General features: G+C 69.6%; 22 protein-coding genes and 1 pseudogene. 4 read left to right on the forward strand and 19 right to left on the reverse strand.

The features are described from left to right. Window positions 1-93: 93 nt before the first annotated feature. The 8 genes from ACFWQC_RS27155 to ACFWQC_RS27190 all read right to left on the reverse strand — a co-directional run bounded on the left by ACFWQC_RS27155 (window position 94) and on the right by ACFWQC_RS27190 (window position 6,386). On the reverse strand, window positions 94-504 hold the full coding sequence (locus tag ACFWQC_RS27155) for a DUF3037 domain-containing protein (RefSeq protein ID WP_378685585.1): 411 nt from the start codon (window positions 502-504) through the stop codon (window positions 94-96). Beyond that, window positions 504-1,364 (reverse strand): HipA family kinase, encoded by an 861-nt coding sequence (locus tag ACFWQC_RS27160; RefSeq protein WP_378685588.1) that lies wholly within the window; start codon window positions 1,362-1,364, stop codon window positions 504-506. The genes ACFWQC_RS27155 and ACFWQC_RS27160 overlap by 1 nt, the downstream gene beginning before the upstream one ends. A 52-nt stretch (window positions 1,365-1,416) precedes the next feature. Next, window positions 1,417-2,259, reverse strand: coding sequence for a PPK2 family polyphosphate kinase (locus ACFWQC_RS27165; protein ID WP_378685591.1), 843 nt, complete (start codon window positions 2,257-2,259; stop codon window positions 1,417-1,419). Window positions 2,260-2,290: 31 nt separating this feature from the next. Beyond that, entirely contained in the window at window positions 2,291-3,025 is a 735-nt protein-coding gene (locus ACFWQC_RS27170; protein WP_378685594.1) for a GNAT family N-acetyltransferase, read from the reverse strand. A 23-nt stretch (window positions 3,026-3,048) separates the two neighbouring features. Further along, a complete protein-coding gene (locus ACFWQC_RS27175; RefSeq protein WP_355020998.1) occupies window positions 3,049-3,549 on the reverse strand; it encodes a phosphoribosyltransferase in 501 nt (166 codons plus the stop codon). After that, a complete protein-coding gene (locus tag ACFWQC_RS27180) occupies window positions 3,546-4,127 on the reverse strand; it encodes a regulatory protein RecX (RefSeq protein ID WP_378685598.1) in 582 nt (193 codons plus the stop codon). Before ACFWQC_RS27180 ends, ACFWQC_RS27175 begins: the two co-directional genes overlap by 4 nt. Before the next feature lie 208 nt (window positions 4,128-4,335). Beyond that, the gene (gene recA, locus ACFWQC_RS27185; RefSeq protein ID WP_378685601.1) at window positions 4,336-5,394 is read right to left on the reverse strand and encodes a recombinase RecA; all 1,059 of its coding nucleotides are present in this window, start codon (window positions 5,392-5,394) and stop codon (window positions 4,336-4,338) included. 248 nt (window positions 5,395-5,642) lie between these two features. Then, complete coding sequence (locus ACFWQC_RS27190; protein ID WP_378685604.1) at window positions 5,643-6,386, reverse strand: DUF4396 domain-containing protein; 744 nt, start codon at window positions 6,384-6,386, stop codon at window positions 5,643-5,645. Between the two features lie 128 nt (window positions 6,387-6,514). Between ACFWQC_RS27190 and ACFWQC_RS27195 the strand changes: the two genes are divergently transcribed. Next, on the forward strand, window positions 6,515-6,958 hold the full coding sequence (locus ACFWQC_RS27195) for a DUF6153 family protein (RefSeq protein WP_378685607.1): 444 nt from the start codon (window positions 6,515-6,517) through the stop codon (window positions 6,956-6,958). Window positions 6,959-7,052: 94 nt separating this feature from the next. Further along, window positions 7,053-7,694, forward strand: coding sequence for a DUF305 domain-containing protein (locus ACFWQC_RS27200; protein ID WP_378685610.1), 642 nt, complete (start codon window positions 7,053-7,055; stop codon window positions 7,692-7,694). A 44-nt stretch (window positions 7,695-7,738) separates the two neighbouring features. Here the strand turns inward: ACFWQC_RS27200 and ACFWQC_RS27205 are convergent, their stop codons facing one another. The 7 genes from ACFWQC_RS27205 to ACFWQC_RS27235 form a co-directional block, all read right to left on the reverse strand. Next, window positions 7,739-8,977, reverse strand: a complete 1,239-nt coding sequence (locus tag ACFWQC_RS27205; RefSeq protein ID WP_378685613.1) for an MFS transporter — start codon at window positions 8,975-8,977, stop codon at window positions 7,739-7,741. Further along, complete coding sequence (locus tag ACFWQC_RS27210) at window positions 8,974-9,168, reverse strand: DUF3046 domain-containing protein (RefSeq protein ID WP_378685615.1); 195 nt, start codon at window positions 9,166-9,168, stop codon at window positions 8,974-8,976. The genes ACFWQC_RS27205 and ACFWQC_RS27210 overlap by 4 nt, the downstream gene beginning before the upstream one ends. A 15-nt stretch (window positions 9,169-9,183) precedes the next feature. Continuing rightward, on the reverse strand, window positions 9,184-10,326 hold the full coding sequence (locus ACFWQC_RS27215; RefSeq protein WP_378685618.1) for a methyltransferase domain-containing protein: 1,143 nt from the start codon (window positions 10,324-10,326) through the stop codon (window positions 9,184-9,186). A gap of 71 nt (window positions 10,327-10,397) precedes the next feature. Continuing rightward, window positions 10,398-11,210 carry an ABC transporter permease gene (locus ACFWQC_RS27220; RefSeq protein WP_378685620.1) on the reverse strand — a complete coding sequence of 271 codons (813 nt, stop codon included), beginning with the start codon at window positions 11,208-11,210 and terminating at the stop codon, window positions 10,398-10,400. 163 nt (window positions 11,211-11,373) lie between these two features. After that, on the reverse strand, window positions 11,374-12,204 hold the full coding sequence (locus ACFWQC_RS27225) for an ABC transporter permease (protein ID WP_378685623.1): 831 nt from the start codon (window positions 12,202-12,204) through the stop codon (window positions 11,374-11,376). Continuing rightward, on the reverse strand, window positions 12,204-13,118 hold the full coding sequence (locus ACFWQC_RS27230) for an ABC transporter ATP-binding protein (protein ID WP_378685640.1): 915 nt from the start codon (window positions 13,116-13,118) through the stop codon (window positions 12,204-12,206). Before ACFWQC_RS27230 ends, ACFWQC_RS27225 begins: the two co-directional genes overlap by 1 nt. Before the next feature lie 70 nt (window positions 13,119-13,188). Beyond that, a complete protein-coding gene (locus tag ACFWQC_RS27235; RefSeq protein ID WP_378685625.1) occupies window positions 13,189-13,509 on the reverse strand; it encodes a hypothetical protein in 321 nt (106 codons plus the stop codon). Window positions 13,510-13,686: 177 nt separating this feature from the next. On the opposite strand from ACFWQC_RS27235, the gene ACFWQC_RS27240 reads away from it, so the two are divergent. Further along, the gene (locus ACFWQC_RS27240) at window positions 13,687-15,738 is read left to right on the forward strand and encodes a HelD family protein (RefSeq protein ID WP_378685628.1); all 2,052 of its coding nucleotides are present in this window, start codon (window positions 13,687-13,689) and stop codon (window positions 15,736-15,738) included. Then, window positions 15,735-16,319 (forward strand): GNAT family N-acetyltransferase, encoded by a 585-nt coding sequence (locus tag ACFWQC_RS27245; RefSeq protein WP_378685630.1) that lies wholly within the window; start codon window positions 15,735-15,737, stop codon window positions 16,317-16,319. Before ACFWQC_RS27240 ends, ACFWQC_RS27245 begins: the two co-directional genes overlap by 4 nt. Here ACFWQC_RS27245 and ACFWQC_RS27250 read toward each other — a convergent pair. The 4 genes and pseudogenes from ACFWQC_RS27250 to ACFWQC_RS27265 form a co-directional block, all read right to left on the reverse strand. Continuing rightward, window positions 16,283-17,029 carry an aspartate/glutamate racemase family protein gene (locus ACFWQC_RS27250; RefSeq protein WP_378685632.1) on the reverse strand — a complete coding sequence of 249 codons (747 nt, stop codon included), beginning with the start codon at window positions 17,027-17,029 and terminating at the stop codon, window positions 16,283-16,285. The genes ACFWQC_RS27245 and ACFWQC_RS27250 overlap by 37 nt on opposite strands. Before the next feature lie 4 nt (window positions 17,030-17,033). Then, complete coding sequence (locus ACFWQC_RS27255; RefSeq protein ID WP_378685635.1) at window positions 17,034-18,209, reverse strand: epoxide hydrolase; 1,176 nt, start codon at window positions 18,207-18,209, stop codon at window positions 17,034-17,036. Between the two features lie 70 nt (window positions 18,210-18,279). Next, on the reverse strand, window positions 18,280-18,720 hold the full coding sequence (locus ACFWQC_RS27260; RefSeq protein ID WP_378685637.1) for a hypothetical protein: 441 nt from the start codon (window positions 18,718-18,720) through the stop codon (window positions 18,280-18,282). Between the two features lie 375 nt (window positions 18,721-19,095). Further along, window positions 19,096-19,239, reverse strand: a pseudogene (locus ACFWQC_RS27265) (HNH endonuclease); the annotation flags it as partial. Between the last annotated feature and the right edge of the window lie 114 nt (window positions 19,240-19,353).

Raw genomic sequence — 19,353 nt, forward strand, 5'->3', positions numbered from 1 at the left:
CCACCCCCACCCCCACTCCACCCCGCCCGTTGGGCGTCGTTGTTCCCCCCCCACCGCTCGCTGGCGCTCGCGGGCTCGACCAGCGGAGCCGGGTCAGGTGATCTGGTGGGCGAAGACGCGGTCGAGCTCGGCTGCGGCGTCGGCGGTGACACCGCCGTGGACGGGGCCGGGCTGGAGAACGGTGCTCTTCGGGGCCTTGAGAAGGCCGAAGCGAGCCGACTCGTTGTCGGAGAGCGACCGGAGTCCGTACGCCGTGGCGCGGACGCCCGCGCCGAAGCCGGCGTGGGCGGCGCCGGCGCAGATCAGGTCCACCGACTCCAGGGCTGCCCGGACGAGGGCGAGGTCGAGGGCCGGGGCGAAGGCCGCGAGGCGTTGCTCGTCGAGCGCCCACCGGGCGGCGAGGAACTTCTGCTCGGGGCAGTGGAGGACGACGCCGACGTTGAGGAACTCCTCGCGCTCGGGGCGGGGTACGCAGCGGAGCACGACGTACTGGTAGGCGTCCATCACGCCTCCTGGGCGGGCTGGGCCGCGGGCAGCCACGGGCGCCCGCCGTCGAGGCGCGCCCGCAGGAACGCGACGTAGCGTTCGCGCAACGACTCCGGGGTGTCGTAGCCGGGGACGGGCTCGAGCCACTCGTCGGGTACGTCGGCGAGAACCTTCTCCAGCACCGCGTCGTCGAGCCGCGCGGCGAGTTCGTCGTTCTGGGCGACCGCCTCGTCCGCATGGGCCCGCAGGATGTGCTCGGAGGTGTCGTAGAGCTGCGCCGCATAGCGCGCCGGGTCGCCGCCTCCCCCGGGCCACACATGGTGGAAGTAGAGCGAGGCGCCGTGGTCGATGACGTAGAGCGCGCCATCCTCGCTTCGCTCGGTCACTCTCTCGCTCGGCCCGAGCGGACGAGCAAGCTCGCCGCTCGGCCTCGCTCCGATCGTCTTCCACAGCAGCATGTTGGGGTTGCGCCAGGAGCGGTCGACGTTGGCGATCAGCGCGTCCATCCACAGGATCCGCCCGGCCAGCGACGGGGCGGGCGCGTAGGCGGCGTCGTAGCCGAACGCACCCGCCAGGAAGTCGATGCCGAGGTTGAGCCCGGCGCTCACGTTGAGGAGGTCCTGGACCTCCTCGTCGGCCTCGTAGCGGGCGATCTCGGGATCCAGGTCGAGCACGACCTGGTCGGGCGTGGGGATGTCGAGCGCCCGGCACAGGCCGGTGACGATCACCTCCGCGACCAGCACCCGCAGCCCCTGTCCGGCTCCGCGGAACTTGCAGACGTAGGTGCCGAGGTCATCGGCCTCCACGATCCCGGGCAGACTGCCGCCTTCCCGGAGCGGGGTGACATACCGCGTCACCCGCACCGTCTCCAGGCTCACCCCGCCACATCCGTACGGCAAGCGCCTCGATGGCACGTTCGCTGGCGCTCACTCACGAGATGCGGTCCTCTTTCAGTCGTCTCTTCTCCTCGGCGATGTCAAAGCGAGGCGGGGGCCAATCGAGGTCGAGCCGGTCCAGGGTCTCCAGGAGCAGCTCGCCGATTGCCAGGTTGCGATACCACTTCTTGTCGCTCGGCACGAGGTACCACGGAGCGTACTCGGTGTTGGTGCGCTCCAGCGCAATCTCGTACGCCTCCTGGTAGCTGCTCCACAGCCGGCGCTCGTCGATGTCGCCGGGGCTGTACTTCCAGTGCTTGGTGCGGTCCTCGAGCCGGGCCAGCAGCCGCTTCTTCTGCTCCTTGGGCGAGATGTGCAGCATGCACTTGAGGATGACGGTGCCCTCATCGGCCAGCCGCTTCTCGAAGTCGTTGATCGCGCCGTAGCGCCGCTCGATCTCCGCCGGGGACGCGAGCTCGCGGACGCGGCCGATCAGCACATCCTCGTAGTGGGAGCGGTCGAAGACACCGAGGTAGCCGGGCCCGGGCACCGCCTTCTCGATCCGCCACAGGAAGTCGTGGGCGCGCTCCTCCTCGGTCGGTGCCTTGAAGCTGGTGATCTTCACGCCGACGGGATCGACCAGCCCGACGGTGTGCTTGAGCACGCCACCCTTGCCGGAGGTGTCCATCCCCTGCAGGACGAGCAGCATCCGCCGAGGGTCGTCGCTCTCCTTGGAGGCGAACATCTTCGTCTGCAGCTCCATCAGCGTCGGGCCGAGCTCGGCGAGCACCTGCTTGCCGGTCTCCTTGTCGGCACCGACGCCGGGTGCGGAGTTGGTGTCGTACTTGCGCAGGTCCACCGGTCCGGCCGGCAGCCGCAGCTCGTCAAGAAGGCTCATGTCCTGACCATAGGTGCCGCCGCGCGGGCCGTCAGCCGAGTACGCGCCGAAGATCGAGCGGGCAGCCCACCATCGTGGTCGTCGACCCGTCGGGTTGGGGCTCGTCGAACCAGGTGCCCTGCTCGAAGCCGACCTTGGCGAGCATCCTCAGCGAGGCGGCGTTGCGGTGGTCGGGGGCCGCGAAGCAGGCCGTCGCACCGGGATAGCGGCGCGGGATCGAGTTGAGCCAGACCCAGGCCATCCGCGGTCCGATCCCACGACCCACGAAGGCCGGCTCCCCGATCGCGTAGTCGAAGCCGATCGCGTCCGGGTCGGGGGTGAGCAATACATAGTCGGGCTGCGCGCTTACTCCCTCGCTCGACCTCGCTCCGGTCGTCTCGCCGCTGACCCGATAGTCCTGGCAGAAGCCGATCGAGCGTCCGTTGACCTCGATCACCCAGAAGGTGACCGGCGTCTTGCCGTCGATCTTGGGGCCGTAGTTGTCGGCCACCCAGTCGGGTGTGGGGTCGCCGTCCACGCCGTACCACCTGTGCACGTGCTCCGCGTTGAGCCAGCGGACCAGATGGGGCAGGTCGCCGCGGGTCATCGGTCGCAGCGCCACCACCGGCATCGGGTCGGAGGAGAACTCCTTCACCTCACCGGATAGGTCCACCGCGTACGCAGGCCGTCCGGCGATCCTCGTCGCCGCCGCTGCCCAGCTCTCCCCCGGACGCGTCACTCCGCCGAGACGGTGTGTCCCGGTGTGGACCGCAACCGGCGTGAACATGCACCCAGGTTAACCGTGTGAGGTCAGTGGGCCTGGCCGCCGCGGCGGTCGACGAGCGGCGGCTGGGAGGACCACGGGAAGTCGATCCAGCGGTCGGTCTTCTTGTAGACGTAGTCGGCGTTGATCACCGTCCACGGCTTCTCGAAGATCACCGCCGTGCGGGCCTCGGCCACGTGGCCCTCGCAGAAGTCGTGGACGATCTCCAGGGTCTTGCCGGTGTCGGCGACGTCGTCGGCGATGAGCACCTTCATCCCGGTCAGGTCGACGGCCGCGGGGGTCGGCGGGAGCATGATCGGGACGTCGAGACGCTCGTTGACGCCGGTGTAGAACTCCACGTTGATCGCGGACAGGTTCTTCACGTCGAGGGCGTAGCCAAGGCCCATCCCGAGGGCCAGACCGCCTCGGGCGATCGAGAGCACGATGTCGGGCTCGTAGCCGCTGTCGACCACCTTCTGGGCGATGTCGCGCACTGCGGTGCCGAAGAGGTCGTAGGTCAGGATCTCGCGCTCTTGCTGCTCACTCACAGATCGGATTCTGACACGAGACCGCCAGCGCCATCGTCATCGGCCAGAGCGAGCTCCTCGCGAACGATGCTGTAGGCCACACCGGCGCCGTATCCCTTGCGGGCGAGCATCCCGACCAGACGCCGGGTCTTGGTCTGGTCGTCGAAGCGTTCCAGGGAGCGCAGCTTGCGCCGGACCATCCGCCGGCCGGCCTCGCGCTCGTCGTCGGGGTCGATCTCGTCGAGCGCGTCGCGGGCCACGTCGTCGTCGATGCCTTTGCGGCGCAGCTCCTGGGCCAAGGCTCGTCGCGCCAGGCCCTTTCCGGGCTGTCGACTGGCGATCCAGGCCTTGGCGAAGGCCTCGTCGTCGATCAGGCCGACCTCTTCGAAGCGGTCCAGCAGCCGTGTCGCCAGGGCTGCGGGGACCTCCTTCTTCTCCAGCTTGTCGGCGAGCTCCTTGCGGCTGCGCGCCTGGCCGGTCAGGGCATCAAGGAGGATCTTGCGGGCGATCGCCTCGTGGTCGGGCTCGGGATCGTTCTTCGGGTCGGCGGGGTCTGCGGGGCGAGGTTTGCTCCGACGGGAACGTGTTGGTTTCGACACGTCGTCGCTCCTTCGTCGCGACGACGGCTCAACCGACGGGAGCGACGGCTCGACCGACGGGGGCGACGGGGTTTTTCCGGCCCAGGCCTCTACGCCGAGCGAGACGTCGCCCAGCCAGTCGGGCGCGGGCCGTTCGTCCACCCAGGGATCCTGGGTGGACGAACGGTCAGGCCTTGACGAAGCCACGGGTCAGCCGGTGCCGGTGGACCTAGAAGTCCTCGACGCCGGCGGGCTCGGCCACGGGCGCCTCGCCGTCGGCCGGGGCGTCAACCGTCGGCACGACCCCGAGCTTCTCCAGGATCCGCTTCTCCAGCTCGTTGGCCAGGTCGGGGTTGTCCTTGAGGAAGTTGCGGGAGTTCTCCTTGCCCTGACCGAGCTGGTCGCCCTCGTAGGTGTACCAAGCGCCGGCCTTGCGGACCAGGCCCGCCTCGACACCGACGTCGATCAGGCCACCCTCGCGGGAGATGCCCTTCCCGTACATGATGTCGAACTCCGCCTGTTTGAACGGCGGGGCCACCTTGTTCTTCACGACCTTGACGCGGGTGCGGTTGCCGACCATGTCGGTGCCGTCCTTGAGCGTCTCGATCCGGCGCACGTCGAGTCGCACCGAGGAGTAGAACTTCAGCGCGCGACCACCGGTCGTGGTCTCGGGCGAACCGAACATCACGCCGATCTTCTCGCGCAGCTGGTTGATGAAGATCGCGGTCGTGCCGGAGTTGTTGAGCGCACCGGTCATCTTTCGCAGCGCCTGGCTCATCAGTCGAGCCTGCAGACCGACGTGGCTGTCGCCCATCTCGCCCTCGATCTCGGCGCGCGGCACCAGCGCCGCGACGGAGTCGATGACGATCAGGTCGAGCGCGCCCGAGCGGATCAGCATGTCGGCGATCTCCAGGGCCTGCTCACCCGAGTCGGGCTGGGAGACCAGCAGGGCGTCGGTGTCGACGCCGAGGTTCTTCGCGTATTCCGGGTCGAGCGCGTGCTCGGCGTCGATGAAGGCCACGATGCCGCCGGCGCGCTGCGCGCTGGCGACCGAGTGGAGGGCCACCGTCGTCTTACCCGAGGACTCCGGACCGTAGATCTCCACGACCCGCCCGCGGGGCAGACCGCCCAGGCCCAGCGCCACGTCGAGCGCGATCGAGCCGGTCGGGATCACTTCCAGCGGAGCCCGGGTCTCATCGCCCAGCCGCATGACCGAGCCCTTGCCGAACTGCCTCTCGATGTTTGCGAGAGCGGCGTCCAATGCCTTCTCGCGATCACCTGCCGCCATGTTCTTTCCTTCCTGAGGGGCAGACTTCTTCCCCTTGCCTGCCGCTTGTCCACGTGTCTTCGTCGTCATCAAGGCAGACGCTAGACGGGACCACCGACAGTTTTGAACGGGACCCTCTGGCACGGTGTTTCACGACCCTGTTTTCGCCTGGCCGATAGCACGAACCACGCTCCACCTACTACCACACACTAGCCCGAACAAGCGTTCGATGTGAACACCTGTTCGGGCGTGTCGAGGTCGTCGGATGCTCAGTGTCCCTCCATCTCGACCTGCTCGGCGGGAGCCGAGCCGCCACCCATCTCGTCGGCGATCGCGACCGACAGGCCGCCGAGCATGAAGGCGATGATGACTGCCGCCAGAGCGCCGCTGGAGAAAGCAGGAATGCTCTGCCAGATCCTCCGGGGACGTACGCCCTCCTGGACCGGCTCCGCGCCGTGGTACTGGTGGGTGAGCGCATGCCCCTTGCCTCGCTGGAGCAGGTATCGGTTGACCGGGAAGGCCGCCACGAAGGCCACCGAGAGGGCGATCATCATCCCGATCCAGAACACGACGTTGACCAGGCCCGCCTCCATGGCTCCGGGGATGAGCGCCATGACCAGGTTGTCGACCAGCTCCATCGTCGCGATCGAGAGGGTGTCGGCGGCCAGCACGACGCTGAACGCCGCGCCGACGGCCAGGCCCGACTTGAGCAGCGGCAGGGTCGAGAGGGCGTAGCCGAAGGCGAACGCGAGCGTGACGGCCAGGGCGATCGTCCACCCCGTGCTGAGCCCGATCGCGGTGCCGATCATCAGTCCGGCGATCTCGCCGATCGCACATCCGGTGAGGCAGTGCAGCGTGGCGCTGGCCGCCATCGCATTCACCCCGCCCCCACCGTGCGCACCATGCGCGCCAGGCGCATCGTGCCCGGAGTGGTCGCCGTGACCCTCGTGCATCGAGTGCTGATCTCCGGCGTGGTCGTGTCCGGCGTGCAGGTGCCCGTCATGCGACGTCATGTCGCTCCCTTGCTCGATCGTTCGTGCTTACCCGACATTCATACCCCATGGGGGTATGGGCGCACAAGCGACATCCGGTTCGGGAGCCCACTTTGTCCAACCGCGACCGACTCCTTAGGGTGTGCTGTGTGTGGACGGCAGCGCGACGACGACAGCGGAGGACTCGCGCGGTCGCACGCGCCGGTCTGCTGGCAGCGGTCGTGGTCACGCTCGCCGGGCTGCTGGCCATGCACGCGCTGAGCCTCCACGGCACCGACACCGACGGTGAGCACGGCGCGCTGAGCCTGCCCGCCGCCCACGTCGAGCACACGCACGCCCTCGAGCACTCCGGCCACGGAGCAGCCGAGGACGCCGGACACCCGGGCGGTGACGGGCACACGACGATGATGCTGTGCGCGGCGTTCCTGCTCGCCGCCGGCGCGCTGCTGCTGAGCGGGCTGTGGCGGCGTACTCCTGCCTGGTGGTTCTCGCGGGCCCGCGGCTGGTTCCGGACCGGCGGATCCGCGCCCCTGCTCACCTGTCCCGCCACCGGCCCGCCGTCGGTATGGGCCTACTCCGTCATCAGGTGCTGAGCGGCCTGAACCACCCGCGACCCGGGCCACGCCCGAGGGCCCGCAGGTGGTTCATCGATGCCCAGAAACAGCACTTGACAAGGAGAAACAACAGATGCGAACGCAACGTCCCCTCTTCCGCGCGACCTGGGCGGCGGCCGGCCTGGCCGTGCTGCTCACCCTGTCCGCCTGTGGCGGCAGCGAGGAGGCCGAGGCTCCTCAGAAACTCTCGGAGACCGAGAACAACAAGGCCGATGTCGCCTTCGCGACCGACATGATCCAGCACCACGCCCAGGCCCTGTCGATGGTCGACCTGACCATGGACCGCAACCTCGAGCCCGAGGTCCAGGAGCTGGCGGATTCGATCCGGGCGGCCCAGAGCCCCGAGATCGAGACAATGTCCGGCTGGCTCCAGCAGTGGGGCGAGGAGGTGCCGTCGACGATGCGTGACCACGTCAACGGCGGACACGAGGGCCACGGCGACGAGGACAGCAGCATGTCCGACTCGATGGAGGGCATGGAGGACGACATGCCCGGGATGATGTCGGGCGAGGACATGGACGCCCTCGAGAACGCCTCCGACGCCGAGTTCAGCGACATGTGGTTGGAGATGATGATCGAGCACCACGAGGGCGCGATCGAGATGTCCGAGACCGAGCAGAACGAGGGCCGGTTCAAGCCCGCCGTCGACCTGGCCGCGACGATCATCGAGTCGCAGTCGACCGAGATCGACACCATGGAGAAGCTCCTCGGCTGAGGACGCCTCACGGGCAGGGCCGCCCAGCGGCCCTGCCCCCCCCTTCAGGCCGACTTACGGGCCACGTACGCAGCCCCGAACAGCACCGTGACCAGCAGGATCGTGCCGAGCGCGAGCGCCGGATATCCGGCCAGGTCGACGACGACGCCCGACACCGCGCCGGCGGCGGCAGCGGCGACGCCCATGATCAGGTCGGCAGTGCCCTGGACGTCGGCACGCACCTCGAGCGGAGTGTGGTCCGCGACCGAGGTGGCCGCGGCGATCGTGGCCAGCGACCAGCCGAGGCCGAGCAGGAAGAGCCCGACGAAGATCCGCCCCGAGCTGCCCTCCGGCGCCGCGGCGCACAGGACCAGGGACACCAGGAGCACCCCGCCGCCGAGCGCCATCACGTCGGCCCGGCCGACGCGGTCGGCGAGCCAGCCGGCGATCGGCGCGAAGGCGAACATGCCCAGGACGTGCCCGCTGATCACCAGTCCGATGACCTCCAGACCGGCGCCGCCGTGCTCCATGTGGAGCGGGGTCATCACCATCACCGCCACCATCGTGGCGTGGGCAGCGGCCTGCCCGACGACCGCCGCCGCCAGCGCAGGACGCTCCCGGATCACAGTGATCGCCCGCCGCCAGCTCGTGCCCTTCGCCTTCTCCGCCGGCGCAGCGCCCTCCCGGGCGAGCAGCAGCGGGTCAGGTCGCAGGAAGACCCCGACCACCAGCGCGGCGGCCAGCATCCCCATCGACCCGATCGCGAACGGCCCCGTGAGCACCGGGATCCCGACGGAGGCGGAGAAGATCTCGGCGACGCCGGTCAGGTTGGGACCGATCACCGCACCGAACGTCGTCGCCCAGACCACGACCGACAGCGCCCGCGCACGGCTCCTGGCAGGAGCCAGGTCGGTCGCCGCGTACCGCGCTCCGTTGTTGGCCGCCGTGGTCGCGCCCAGCAGCACCGCACCGACCAGCAGCAGCGTCATCGAGCCGACCACACCGGCCAGCACCGCCAGCAGCCCGCCGGCCGCCCCGAGCAGGTAACCCGCCACCAGCCCGAACCGGCGCCCGCGCGCGTCCATCACCCGCCCCAGGACGTAAGCAGCGACGGCCGCGCCGAGCACCTGCGTCGTCTGCGAGAGACCTGCCATCGACTCCGAGCCGGACAGGTCGCGCGCCAGCAGGGAGGCGGTCGCGATGCCGATCGTGATGCCCATCGCCCCGACCGCCTGGGTGGCGACCAGGGTGAGGATGGTGCGCTTCTGGACCGCGGCCACCGAGGCCGGTGCGACCAGCGTCACCGCTCACGCGCCGGCAGCTCCAGGGCCTTCCAGACCGCGGCCCAGACCTCCTTGGGCGCGATGCCGTCGTCGAGGGCCTCCTGGGCGGTGCGCCCGCCCAGGTCCCCCATGACGAACTGGCGTGCCCACGCTCGCGCGTAGCCCGCGCCGAGCGCCTCGTCCATCCGGGACCAGAACTCCGTGTGTCTCATCGCCCCGAATGCTACTCAGGCACGCCGACGGGCGAGGACGTCGAGCCAGACGTCGCCGAGGCGTCCGTCGGCGTGCCCGACCTCGAGCACCTCCCAGCCGGCTTCGTCCAGCGCCGCCCGGAGGGCGGGCTCGCGCCAGTAGACGAAGAGGCGGGGAGCCTCGATGTGACCGCGGTTGGTCCACTCCTCGCCGTCGCCCTCCTTCATCGACACGTGCAGCACACCGCCGGGGCGGGTCACCTCGGCGAGCCGGGCGAGCACCGTCCCGAAGTCGTCGCGGGCCACGTGCAGCAGCGTCGCCGAGGCCCAGACCGCGGCATAGGGGACATCGGGGTGGACCGGGTCGCGCAGGTCGTCGGTCAGCGGGTCCAGGCAGGCAGCGGCGTACCCCTGCTTGCGCAGGTGCCCCACGAACCCCTCGCTGATGTCGGTGCGCCGCACCCGCACTCCCCCGGACTCGAGGGCCTTCGCGTCGTGGCCGGGCCCGGTGCCGATCTCGAGCACGTGGTCGCCGGGCTCGAGCGCGGCCAGGAACCTGTCCAGGACCGAACGGGTCTCCTCGGAGAACGAGCTGCCCTGGACGTACGTCGCGACGCCGGCGTCGTAGGCGGCGACTGTCGCCTGCTTGGCGGCCGCGCGTACGTCCCACAGGTGGTGGACGACGTCGTGGAGGTGGTAGCGGCCCAGGGACTCGACGCTGAACACGTCGCCGTTGGACCGGGTCCCACGACGGCCCCACGCATCCGGCGGGACCTTCTCGTAGATCGTGGCGATCTCGTCGGCGGCGTCCATCAGCTGCTCGGCGACGACCGCCGGGTCCTGGCCGGCGTAGTCGCCCTCGCGGGCGGCCACGTCCTGGTCCCAGTTGGCGAAGCGCGGCTCGTCCTCGGTCAGCATCAGCTGCAGCCGCTCGCCGAAGATGCGATGGACGTCGCGTACGTGTGCTCCGTACTCCAGCGCCGACCACACCCCGGGACGAGGCCGGTCGCGGGCGTTGTCGGCGGCGAGGTAGATCTCCCAGTAGGTCGCGTTGTCCCGCACGATCTCGGGGAGCTGGTCCGCGGTCACGGCACCGGCGATGAAGCCGCACTCCGGGCAGGGCCGGTCGAGGACCCAGGTCCAGTCCTTGGTGTCGGGCGTGATCGCGTCATAGGTCATGGATCCATCTTGACGGCCGACCAGGGCGGTCACGAGGGAGATCCTGCCTGTGAGACGCGAGTTGCCGCCACTCAGGTGAGGAGTAGGGAGTCGAGCCGACGCCGCACGACGACGAGGCCGATCGCGCCGAACGCCAGCAGGTAGACCACCGAGACCAGCGAGCCCCACGACGGCACTCCGAGCGTCAGCTCTCGGCACAGCACGACGCCGCGGTAGAGGGGCGTGACCTCCACGACCCAGCGCAGCCACTCCGGATAGGCCGTGATCGGGAAGAACGTCGCGCTGAACAGGAACATCGGCATCATCGCGAGGGTGACCTTCTCGAAGTCCTGCCAGGAGGTCATGTAGGTCGTCAGCGCCATGCCGACGGCCCCGAAGGCCGACCCGATGAGCAGCGCCGCCGGGACCACCAGGAGCGCCCACCAGGAGTGGACCAGGTCCATCGCGACCATGATCAGCAGGAACGCGGTCACGTAGATCCCGCTGCGCAGCTGGTTCCAGAGGATCTCGCCGACCGCGATGTCGACCGTACGCAGCGGGGTGGCCAGCATCTGGTCGTAGAGCTTGTTGTACTTCAGCTTGAAGAAGAAGTTGAACGTCGCATCCAGCAGCGACCCGTTCATCGCCGAGGCGGCGATCATCCCGGGGGCGACGAACTCGCGGTAGTCGACCGGCTTGCCTGCGTACTCGAAGCCGACCACCATCGCGCCCACGCCGATGCCGATCGAGAAGAGGTAGAAGACCGGCTCCAGGAACCCGGTGATGAACACCAGCCAGGCGCGCCGGTAGACCAGGATGTTGCGCCACAGCAGCATCCGGGCGGCCTCGCCGCCTCGTAGCGGCCGGGCGACCGTGGCGCCCACGGCAGCGGTGAAGAGCGCCATCTCAGGGCATGCCTTTCGATCCGGCGCCGAGCGAGCGCCGTTCAGCGCGTGGCCTGGCAAGGCGCCGACGCGATGCCAGGGTGGTGTCCTTTCGAGCGGCGGCAACGCCGCCAGGGCGCGCGCTGGGCGGCGCGCAGCCGGTGTCCGGATCGAGAGGCATGCCCTATGAGACCAGCCTCTCGCCCAGCTTGCGCACCGCGAGCCACCAGCAGACGCCCGCGAGCAGCCCGAGATAGCCGACGTGGACCGCGGCCAGCGCCCAGTCGATCTCGCCCAGCGCGAGCATCCTGGTCAGGTTGACGCCCTGCCACAGCGGCGAGGCCATCGCGACCTTCTCCAGCACCGGCCCGAGGTTGGCGACGGGGAAGAACGTGCCGGAGAAGAGCGTCAGCGGGATCATCCCCAGCCGGAAGATCAGCGCGAACGACTCCTCGCCCTTGATCGAGAGCGAGAACAGCAGCACCGGGGTCCCGAAGGCCAGCACGACCAGCCCCTGCACCAGCCACGCCGTCAGCAGGCCCCACCACGTCTCGAAGACGCCGAAAGGGGCCAGGACCAGCAGGAAGACCCCACAGGCGAACAACGTACGCAGCATCAGGAAGCCCAGCTGGGCCAGCACGATGTGGGAGGCGGTCAGCGGTGAGGCGATCATCGAGAAGTAGATCCGCTGCCACTTGACCATCCCGTAGACCGGGTAGGTCATCTCGGAGAAGGCGATCGTCATCGCGTGGGCCGCGACCATGCCCGGCGCGACGAAGGCCAGATAGGAGTCGGCGCCCTCCAGCGTGGCCGGATCGGCGTTCACGAAGCCGCCGAGCAGCACGCCCAGCGCCAGCACGTAGAAGAACGGCGTCACGAAGGTCGTGATCACCCCGCCCTTCCAGGTGCGCGCGAGGACGGTGAGCCAGTAGTCGCCCATCCGGAGCGCGCCGGAGACCAGCCCAGCGGGCGCCGTCGGCGGGGTCGCCGGCCCCGAGTCGGCGTAGTCGGTCATCAGTCCACCAGGGTCCGGCCGGTCAGATGCAGGAAGACGTCCTCGAGCGAGGAGCGCCGCACCAGGGTCGCGACCGGCGACAGGTCGCGGCTGTGGACGGCCTCGATGACCGCCTCGCCGTCGTCGCTGTAGAGCAGCAGCCGGTCGGGCAGCACCTCGACCCGCTCGGCGAGGTCCTCGACCTTGGCCGCCAGCGCCTCGTGCTCGCCGACGCCGAAGCGCAGCTCGGCGACCTCGCGGGTCGAGTGCTGCTGGATGAGTCCCAGTGGCGTCCCGTGGGCCACGATCCGGCCCTGGTCCATGACCACGAGCTCATCGCAGAGCTGCTCTGCCTCGTCCATGTAGTGGGTGGTCAGCAGCAGCGTCACGCCCGCCTGCTTGAGCCGGAAGAGCCGGTCCCAGATGACGTGGCGGGCCTGCGGGTCCAGACCGGTGGTCGGCTCGTCGAGCACCAGGATCTCGGGTCGGTTGATCAGACTCCGGGCGATCGTCAGCCGTCGCTTCATGCCGCCGGAGAGGTCGTCGACCTTCGCCCTGGCCTTGTCGGTGAGCTGGACGAAGTCGAGCAGTTCCTCGATCCGGCCCTTCGCCTCGGCCCTCGGCAGCCCGAAGTAGCGGCCGTAGACGAAGAGGTTGTCGTAGACGTTGAGCTCGACGTCGAGCGTGTCCTCCTGCGGGCACACCCCGAGCCGCGCCTTGATCTTCGGCCCGTCCTTGGCCGGATCCATCCCGAAGACCCGCAGCTCTCCCCCGCTCGGCGGCGAGACGCAGCAGATCATCCGCATCGTCGAGGACTTGCCGGCACCGTTGGGCCCCAAGAAACCGAAGGCCACACCGGGGCGCACCGACACGTCGATCCCGCGCACCGCCTCGAAGTCGCCGAACGCCTTGCGCAACCCGCGCGCCGAGATCATCAGGTCTTCACCCACGTAGGCAAAGACTAGATGGCAGGACCGACAGTTTCGACCGAGTTCGGATCGGGGCCTACAGACCCTGCTGCTTCTGGCGCCGGTTGTAGTCGCGCATCCGCTGCGGTACGCCGACCACCGCGGCGTCGTAGGACGGGACTCCGTTCTTGTTGGCGAACTTGTGCGCCCACTGCGCCGACGGCACCCGCCGCCGGGTCCACTCGCCGTCATGCGCGACCAGCAGCAGGGTCACCTCGCTGACGACGGTGCGCGGCTCGACGAACCCCTCGACACCGCGCCGGGTCTTCACGAACTGCTCGAGATGCTGTTGGTCGGTGGAGTCCGCGGCGCGAACTCTTGTGGATCCGGTGTAGCTCTCGCCTGTCGGACGGCTCATGCGCGTCCCGCGGCGTCGGAAGCGATCGAACAGGCTCACGGTGCAATTGTGCATCCCAATGCCCAACTCACGCCGGATAAACCTGTTGGGCGCCCACTCTGTGGTCGCCTATGTTGGAGCCTTTGACCCCGCGCCCCCATCGAACCCTGCCGCCGACGGAGAAGCGATGAACCAGCCATGCCCATAGACGACCTCGACGCCGAGCGGGTCCATCTGGCTGCCTCCCGGCAGGATCTGGCCCGGATGCGGAAGAAGGTGGAGTCGCTGGACTCCTCCACAGCCGGCAACTGGGTCAGCGTCGAGATCCTCGACGCCACCCTCGCGCGCCGCCTGGAACAGCTCGCCGACGATCCTGACGTGCCGCTCTTCTTCGGTCGCATCGACCGGACCGCTGACATGGGAGCCGAGACGTTCCACATCGGCCGGCGCTACATCTCCGACAGCGCAGGCGACCCGATGGTGGTCGACTGGCGGGCTCCGGTCAGCGTCCCGTTCTACCGGGCGTCCCGGACCGAGCCGATGGGACTGGCGCGGAGGCGGCGCTACGGCTTCTCCCACGGGGATCTGACGGCGTTCGAGGACGAGTCGCTGAACGACGCCGGGCCCGGGCAGGAGCACTCGGCGATCCTGGAGGCCGAGATCGAGCGGCCGCGTGTGGGACCTATGCGCGACATCGTCGCGACCATCCAGCCCGAGCAGGACGTGCTGGTCCGCGCCGACCTGTCCCAGACGATCGTCGTGCAGGGTGCGCCGGGGACGGGGAAGACGGCCGTGGGGCTGCACCGGGCGGCGTACCTCCTCTACGCGCACCGCGACCAGCTGACCCGGCGCGGGGTCCTGATCATCGGCCCCAACGCCTCGTTCCTGCGCTACATCCGCGACGTGCTCCCCGCGCTGGGTGAGATCGAGGCCAAGCAGGCGACGATCGCCGAGCTGGTTGCCAAGAATGGGCAGAGCCATGGGACCGTCCGCGCTGAGGAGGCCGCGCCGGTGGCGACGCTGAAGGGCGACGTACGCATGGCCGAGGTGCTCCGTCGAGCGGTCTGGTCCCACGTCGGTGACCCGGAGGAGGCGCTGGTCGTCCCGCGCGGCTCGCGGCGCTGGCGGGTGCCGACCTCAGAGGCGCGGGAGGCGCTGGAGGGGCTGCGCGCCAACGATCTGCGGTACGCGGCGGGCCGGGCGCTGCTCCCGCGCGCCCTGGCCCACCGGGTGCTGGTGCAGATGGAGCGCTCGGGCGACTCACCCGACGACCGGGTGCACGACGCGGTGGCGCGGGCCAAGCCGGTCAAGGACTACGCCGCCGCGCTCTGGCCCGATCTCAAGCCCGGCCGGGTCCTGTTCCGGCTGTTCACTGACGCGGCGTGGCTGGCGGAGGTCGCCGACGGGCTGCTCTCGGAGGCGGAGCAGGCGAGCCTGCTCTGGGCAAAGCCACCGCGCTCGGCCGGCGCGGCGCGCTGGTCGCTGGCCGACCTGGTGCTCCTCGACGAGATCGCCGACCTGCTCGACCGCACTCCGTCGGTGGCCCACATCGTCGCCGACGAGGCCCAGGACCTCTCCGCGATGATGCTGCGCGCGCTCGGGCGCCGTTCGACCACGGGCTCGCTGACGATCCTCGGGGACCTCGCCCAGGCGACCACGCCGTGGGCCTCCTCGTCGTGGGCCGATGCCCTGGCACACCTCGGTAAGCCCGACGGCCACGTCGAGCAGCTGACACGTGGGTTCCGGGTCCCGGCCGACGTGATCGCCTACGCGGCCCGCCTCCTCCCCCACATCGCCCCCGACCTGGAGCCGCCGGTCGCGGTGCGCCGCACCCGCGGTGACCTCGCCTTCACCACCTCGTCGGTGGTGGAGGCGCTCGGGGCTGCCCTGGAGCGCCCCGGGTCGGTGGGGCTGATCGTGCCCGACGCCTCGCTGGCAGCGGCGCGCGCCGAGCTGACCGAGGCCAGGCTCTCCTTCGCCGAGATAGGCGTGGCCGGCGACGAGGAGACCGAGTTCGACGCCCATCTCGATCTGGTTCCCGCCTCGCTCGCGAAGGGGCTCGAGTTCGACCACGTCGTCGTCTCCGACCCCACCGGGATCGTCGCCGGCGAGCCTGACCGCGACACCGGCCTCCGGCGCCTCTACGTCTGCCTCACCCGCGCAGTGACGTCCCTGGTCGTACGACATGACGGCCTTCCCGAAGAACTCGGTGGCGTCCCGGAGCGGGTTGATGCCAAGGTGGGCGCATGATCGACACCCGCCCTGATCCGCTGGTGAAGGCCGAGTGGCCGCTGCACACCGAGCGCCTGGCGATCCGCCGGATGGTGCCCGCCGACATCGAGCCGACCTGGGCCTTCCGAGGCCTTCCCGAGGTGGCCGAATGGGTGACGACCGCGTTCGAGGACCTCGAGGCCTACCGCAAGGTCTTCGAGAACCCCGACGTCATCGGCCCCGCACTGGTGATCGAGCGTGAAGGGGTCATCGTCGGCGACCTCATGCTGCGGATCACCGACCCGTGGTCGCAGACCGAGGTGCGCGAGCACGGCAACGGCACCCAGGCCGAGCTCGGCTGGACGATCGACCCCGCCCACCAGGGCAACGGCTACGCCACCGAGGCCGTACGCGCCGTGCTCGACGTCTGCTTCGGTCCCCTGGGTCTGCGCCGCATCGTCGCGGAGTGCTTCGCCGACAACGAGGCCTCCTGGCGACTCATGGAGCGCCTCGGCATGCGGCGCGAGTCGCACACCGTCAAGGACTCCCTGCACCGCACCCGCGGCTGGCTCGACGGCCTCTCCTACGCGATCCTCGCCGAGGAGTGGGCGCTGCGCTGATCTCGGGGGCTGATCCCGGGGCCGAGGGCAGCCTCGATCGCTGCCTCGCAGTGCAGCCGGGTCGTCGGGAACAGCGGCACACCCGCGTACGTCTCGATCGGCAGCAGCAGCTCGATCTCGGTGCACCCCAGGATCACGCCCTCGCAGCCGGCGGCGACCAGACGGTCGATGACCTCGAGGTACGCCTGCCGGGAGCTGTCCAGGAACGTCCCCAGACACAGCTCCTCGTAGATGATCCGGTGGACGGTCTCCTGGTCCGGCTCGGTGGGGACGGTGACCTCGAGGCCGTGGCCGCGGAGCCGGTCGGCGTAGAACGGCTGCGACATCGTGAACCCGGTGCCGAGAAGCCCGACCCGCCCGACCCCTGCGGCCCCGACCGCAGCCGCCGTCGTGTCGCCGAGGTGCAGGAAACGATCCCCGTACGTCTCCTCCAACGCCCCGGCCACCTTGTGCATCGAGTTCGTGGCCAGCACGATCACCTCGGCCCCGGCGTCGCTCAGCGTCGCCGCCTCCGCGGCAAGCCGCTCCCCCGCTCGCTCCCATTCGCCAGACGCCTGCATCTCCTCGATCTCGGCGAAGTCCACCGACCGTACGAGCAGGTCCGCCGAGTGCAGCCCCCCGAGCCGCTTCGCGGTGATCTCGTTGAGCAGGCGGTAGTACTCCGCCGTCGACTCCCAGCTCATCCCACCCAGTACGCCGATCCTTCGCATGCCTTCAGTCTCCCTGGGCGGCCAACACGGCCGCGAGGCCTGCTCGTAGGTCCTCGACGAAGATCTCCGGGACCTCCATCGACGGGAAGTGCCCGCCTCGCGAGGGCGTGCCCCAGCGGACGATCTGCCGATAGCGCTGCTCGGCCCACGGACGCGGGCACCTCTCGACGTCGCCGGGGTAGATCGTGATCGCCGAGGGAACCTCGACCCGGAGCTCGGGGTCGAGCGCGTTGTGGCTCTCGTAGTAGATGCGGGCCGCGGACGCACCGGTCCGGGTCAGCCAGTAGAGCGTGATGTTGTCGAGGATGTGGTCCCGGGAGATCGTCTCGAACGGACTGTCCTCGGTGTCCGACCACTCGGCGAACTTGTCGAAGAGCCAGGCGAGCAGCCCGACCGGAGAGTCGACGAGCGCGTAACCGATGGTCTGCGGGCGGCTGGCCTGCTGCTTCGCGTATGCCGCCCGATTGCGCCAGAAGGCACGGGTCCCCTCGGCCCAGGTCCGCTCCCGCGGCGTCAGCCCGTCCATGGTCAACCCGGGCAGACCCTCCGCGAACGTCGTGTGGATGCCGAGGACGTGGTCCGGGAACCTGCCGGCGAGCACCGTGGTGATGTTGCCGCCCCAGTCGCCGCCGTGCGCTAGGAACCGGGCATAGCCGAGACGTCCCATCAGCTCCACCCAGGCGGCCGCGGTCTTCTCGGTCCCCCACCCCGTCGTGGCCGGCCGGTCGCTGTATCCGAAGCCCGGCAGAGACGGGACCACGACATGGAAGGCCGGAGCGTCCGCTTCCTTCGGCTCCGCCAGCTCGTCCATCACGTCGATGAACCTGACGATGCTGTCGGGCCACCCGTGCGTCAGGAGCAGCGGGGTCGCGTCCGCGCGTGGCGACCTGCGGTGCAGGAAGTGGATTCCCAGACCGTCGATGGTCATGCGGAACTGTCCGGCCTGGTTCAGGCGCCCTTCGAACGACCGCCAGTCGTATGCCGTGCGCCAGTGCTCCACGAGATCGACGAGGTCGGCGAGTGGAACGCCCTGCTCCCACCGACCCCGGCCGCGCGCCGCGGGATCGACCGTCTCGGCCTCCGGCAACCTCGCCGCAGCCAGACGCGCCCGCAGGTCGTCGAGGTCGGCGTCGGTCGCGTGGGCTTCGAATGCTCGTACGTCGCTGCTCGACTTCGACATGTGACCTCCTGGCATTGCGGAAACCGTCTGTGCCGGTTCTAGCATTCGCCCGCAACGTCCCCGAGCGAGTTCACTCCTCCGCGCGGGCTCGAGCACCCTCCCAGCCACAGCTCAGCGGGTCCTCCTGGGGGCTTGCGGAGAGACGTACGACGTCGACCTCGCCGTCGACCCTCCACCCGAGCAGGCACTCGGTGGTCATCCGCCCGGTCCAGTAGCCGGTGACCCCACCAGAGGCGACGTAGATCCTCGTCCCCTCCTCCTGCACCTCGAGCCCTGGGAGTTCGTTGAGCGCGCCTACGCTCGCCGCCGCGTCATCCCCACGCAGCGCCGACTCGAGCCGGGTATCGGCATCCTCCGGAAGCTCGACGGTCGCGGCGGGAGTCGTGTCGATCTGCTGCTTCTTCGGACAGTCGACCTCGTCGGCGGTGTCCCACTCGCGCGGCTCCGACCACTCGAAGCAGCGGGTGGCGGAGTAGGTTGCTCGTGGAGTCGGGCCAGATCCGGGTGGCACACTCCCAGTTCGTCCGGCACTCGTGGTGCGCCGTGATCGCCAGCACGATCCGCCGGCCGTCCTCGGGGCTGTCGGTCGCCACCAGAATCTCCACCTCTCCCTGCCGTTCCCCCTCGCGCGCTTGGTCGTAGGCGGTCATGCCGGGATAGGTCTCCATCGCGTTGAAGATCGCCACCGCGCGCGTATGCGTCTGCGCTTCCGCCGGCGATCCCTGAGTCCAGGCCCAGAACCCTGCGACAGCCGCGACCATAGTCAGCGCAACGACGGTCAGAACGGCCCACAGAGTCTTCACATCCGCCAGTCTCGACGGCCTCATCGGGCCTGGCGTGAGCGCCGATACTCATTTTCGGCGCAGACTGTGCCCGCGTTGCGTGTCTAGGGGCGGCGGGTGAACCGGATCGTGCCATCCGGCAACCGCTCATGCACGTACGCCGGGGCGTGCGCCAGCCGGTGATGGTGCGGACATAGCAGCGCGGCATCCTTGAGGTCGGTCTTGCCACCGGCGGCCCACGGATCTAGGTGGTGGGCGTCGCACCATGTGGCTGTCGCGCTTTGAGTTGCTGGCGTCGGTGTCGGCCGGGCGGAGCCCGGCCCGGCTCAGCCGGTGGCCAGGCTGGTTTGGTGGAGTCGTCG

Origin of the sequence: Nocardioides sp. NPDC058538, from assembly GCF_042719275.1 — a bacterium.
Taxonomy (GTDB): Bacteria; Actinomycetota; Actinomycetes; order Propionibacteriales; family Nocardioidaceae; genus Nocardioides.

Coding starts and splice junctions, on each gene's coding strand:
- ACFWQC_RS27200 (WP_378685610.1), top strand. CDS start 7,053: ATGCGAACGCAACGTCCCCTCTTCCGCGCGACCTGGGCGGCGGCCGGC.
- ACFWQC_RS27220 (WP_378685620.1), bottom strand. CDS start 11,210: ATGGCGCTCTTCACCGCTGCCGTGGGCGCCACGGTCGCCCGGCCGCTA.
- ACFWQC_RS27155 (WP_378685585.1), bottom strand. CDS start 504: ATGGACGCCTACCAGTACGTCGTGCTCCGCTGCGTACCCCGCCCCGAG.
- recA (WP_378685601.1), bottom strand. CDS start 5,394: ATGGCGGCAGGTGATCGCGAGAAGGCATTGGACGCCGCTCTCGCAAAC.
- ACFWQC_RS27225 (WP_378685623.1), bottom strand. CDS start 12,204: ATGACCGACTACGCCGACTCGGGGCCGGCGACCCCGCCGACGGCGCCC.
- ACFWQC_RS27190 (WP_378685604.1), bottom strand. CDS start 6,386: ATGACGTCGCATGACGGGCACCTGCACGCCGGACACGACCACGCCGGA.
- ACFWQC_RS27170 (WP_378685594.1), bottom strand. CDS start 3,025: ATGTTCACGCCGGTTGCGGTCCACACCGGGACACACCGTCTCGGCGGA.
- ACFWQC_RS27245 (WP_378685630.1), top strand. CDS start 15,735: ATGATCGACACCCGCCCTGATCCGCTGGTGAAGGCCGAGTGGCCGCTG.
- ACFWQC_RS27235 (WP_378685625.1), bottom strand. CDS start 13,509: ATGAGCCGTCCGACAGGCGAGAGCTACACCGGATCCACAAGAGTTCGC.
- ACFWQC_RS27165 (WP_378685591.1), bottom strand. CDS start 2,259: ATGAGCCTTCTTGACGAGCTGCGGCTGCCGGCCGGACCGGTGGACCTG.
- ACFWQC_RS27255 (WP_378685635.1), bottom strand. CDS start 18,209: ATGTCGAAGTCGAGCAGCGACGTACGAGCATTCGAAGCCCACGCGACC.
- ACFWQC_RS27215 (WP_378685618.1), bottom strand. CDS start 10,326: ATGACCTATGACGCGATCACGCCCGACACCAAGGACTGGACCTGGGTC.
- ACFWQC_RS27250 (WP_378685632.1), bottom strand. CDS start 17,029: ATGCGAAGGATCGGCGTACTGGGTGGGATGAGCTGGGAGTCGACGGCG.
- ACFWQC_RS27210 (WP_378685615.1), bottom strand. CDS start 9,168: ATGAGACACACGGAGTTCTGGTCCCGGATGGACGAGGCGCTCGGCGCG.
- ACFWQC_RS27230 (WP_378685640.1), bottom strand. CDS start 13,118: ATGATCTCGGCGCGCGGGTTGCGCAAGGCGTTCGGCGACTTCGAGGCG.
- ACFWQC_RS27240 (WP_378685628.1), top strand. CDS start 13,687: ATGCCCATAGACGACCTCGACGCCGAGCGGGTCCATCTGGCTGCCTCC.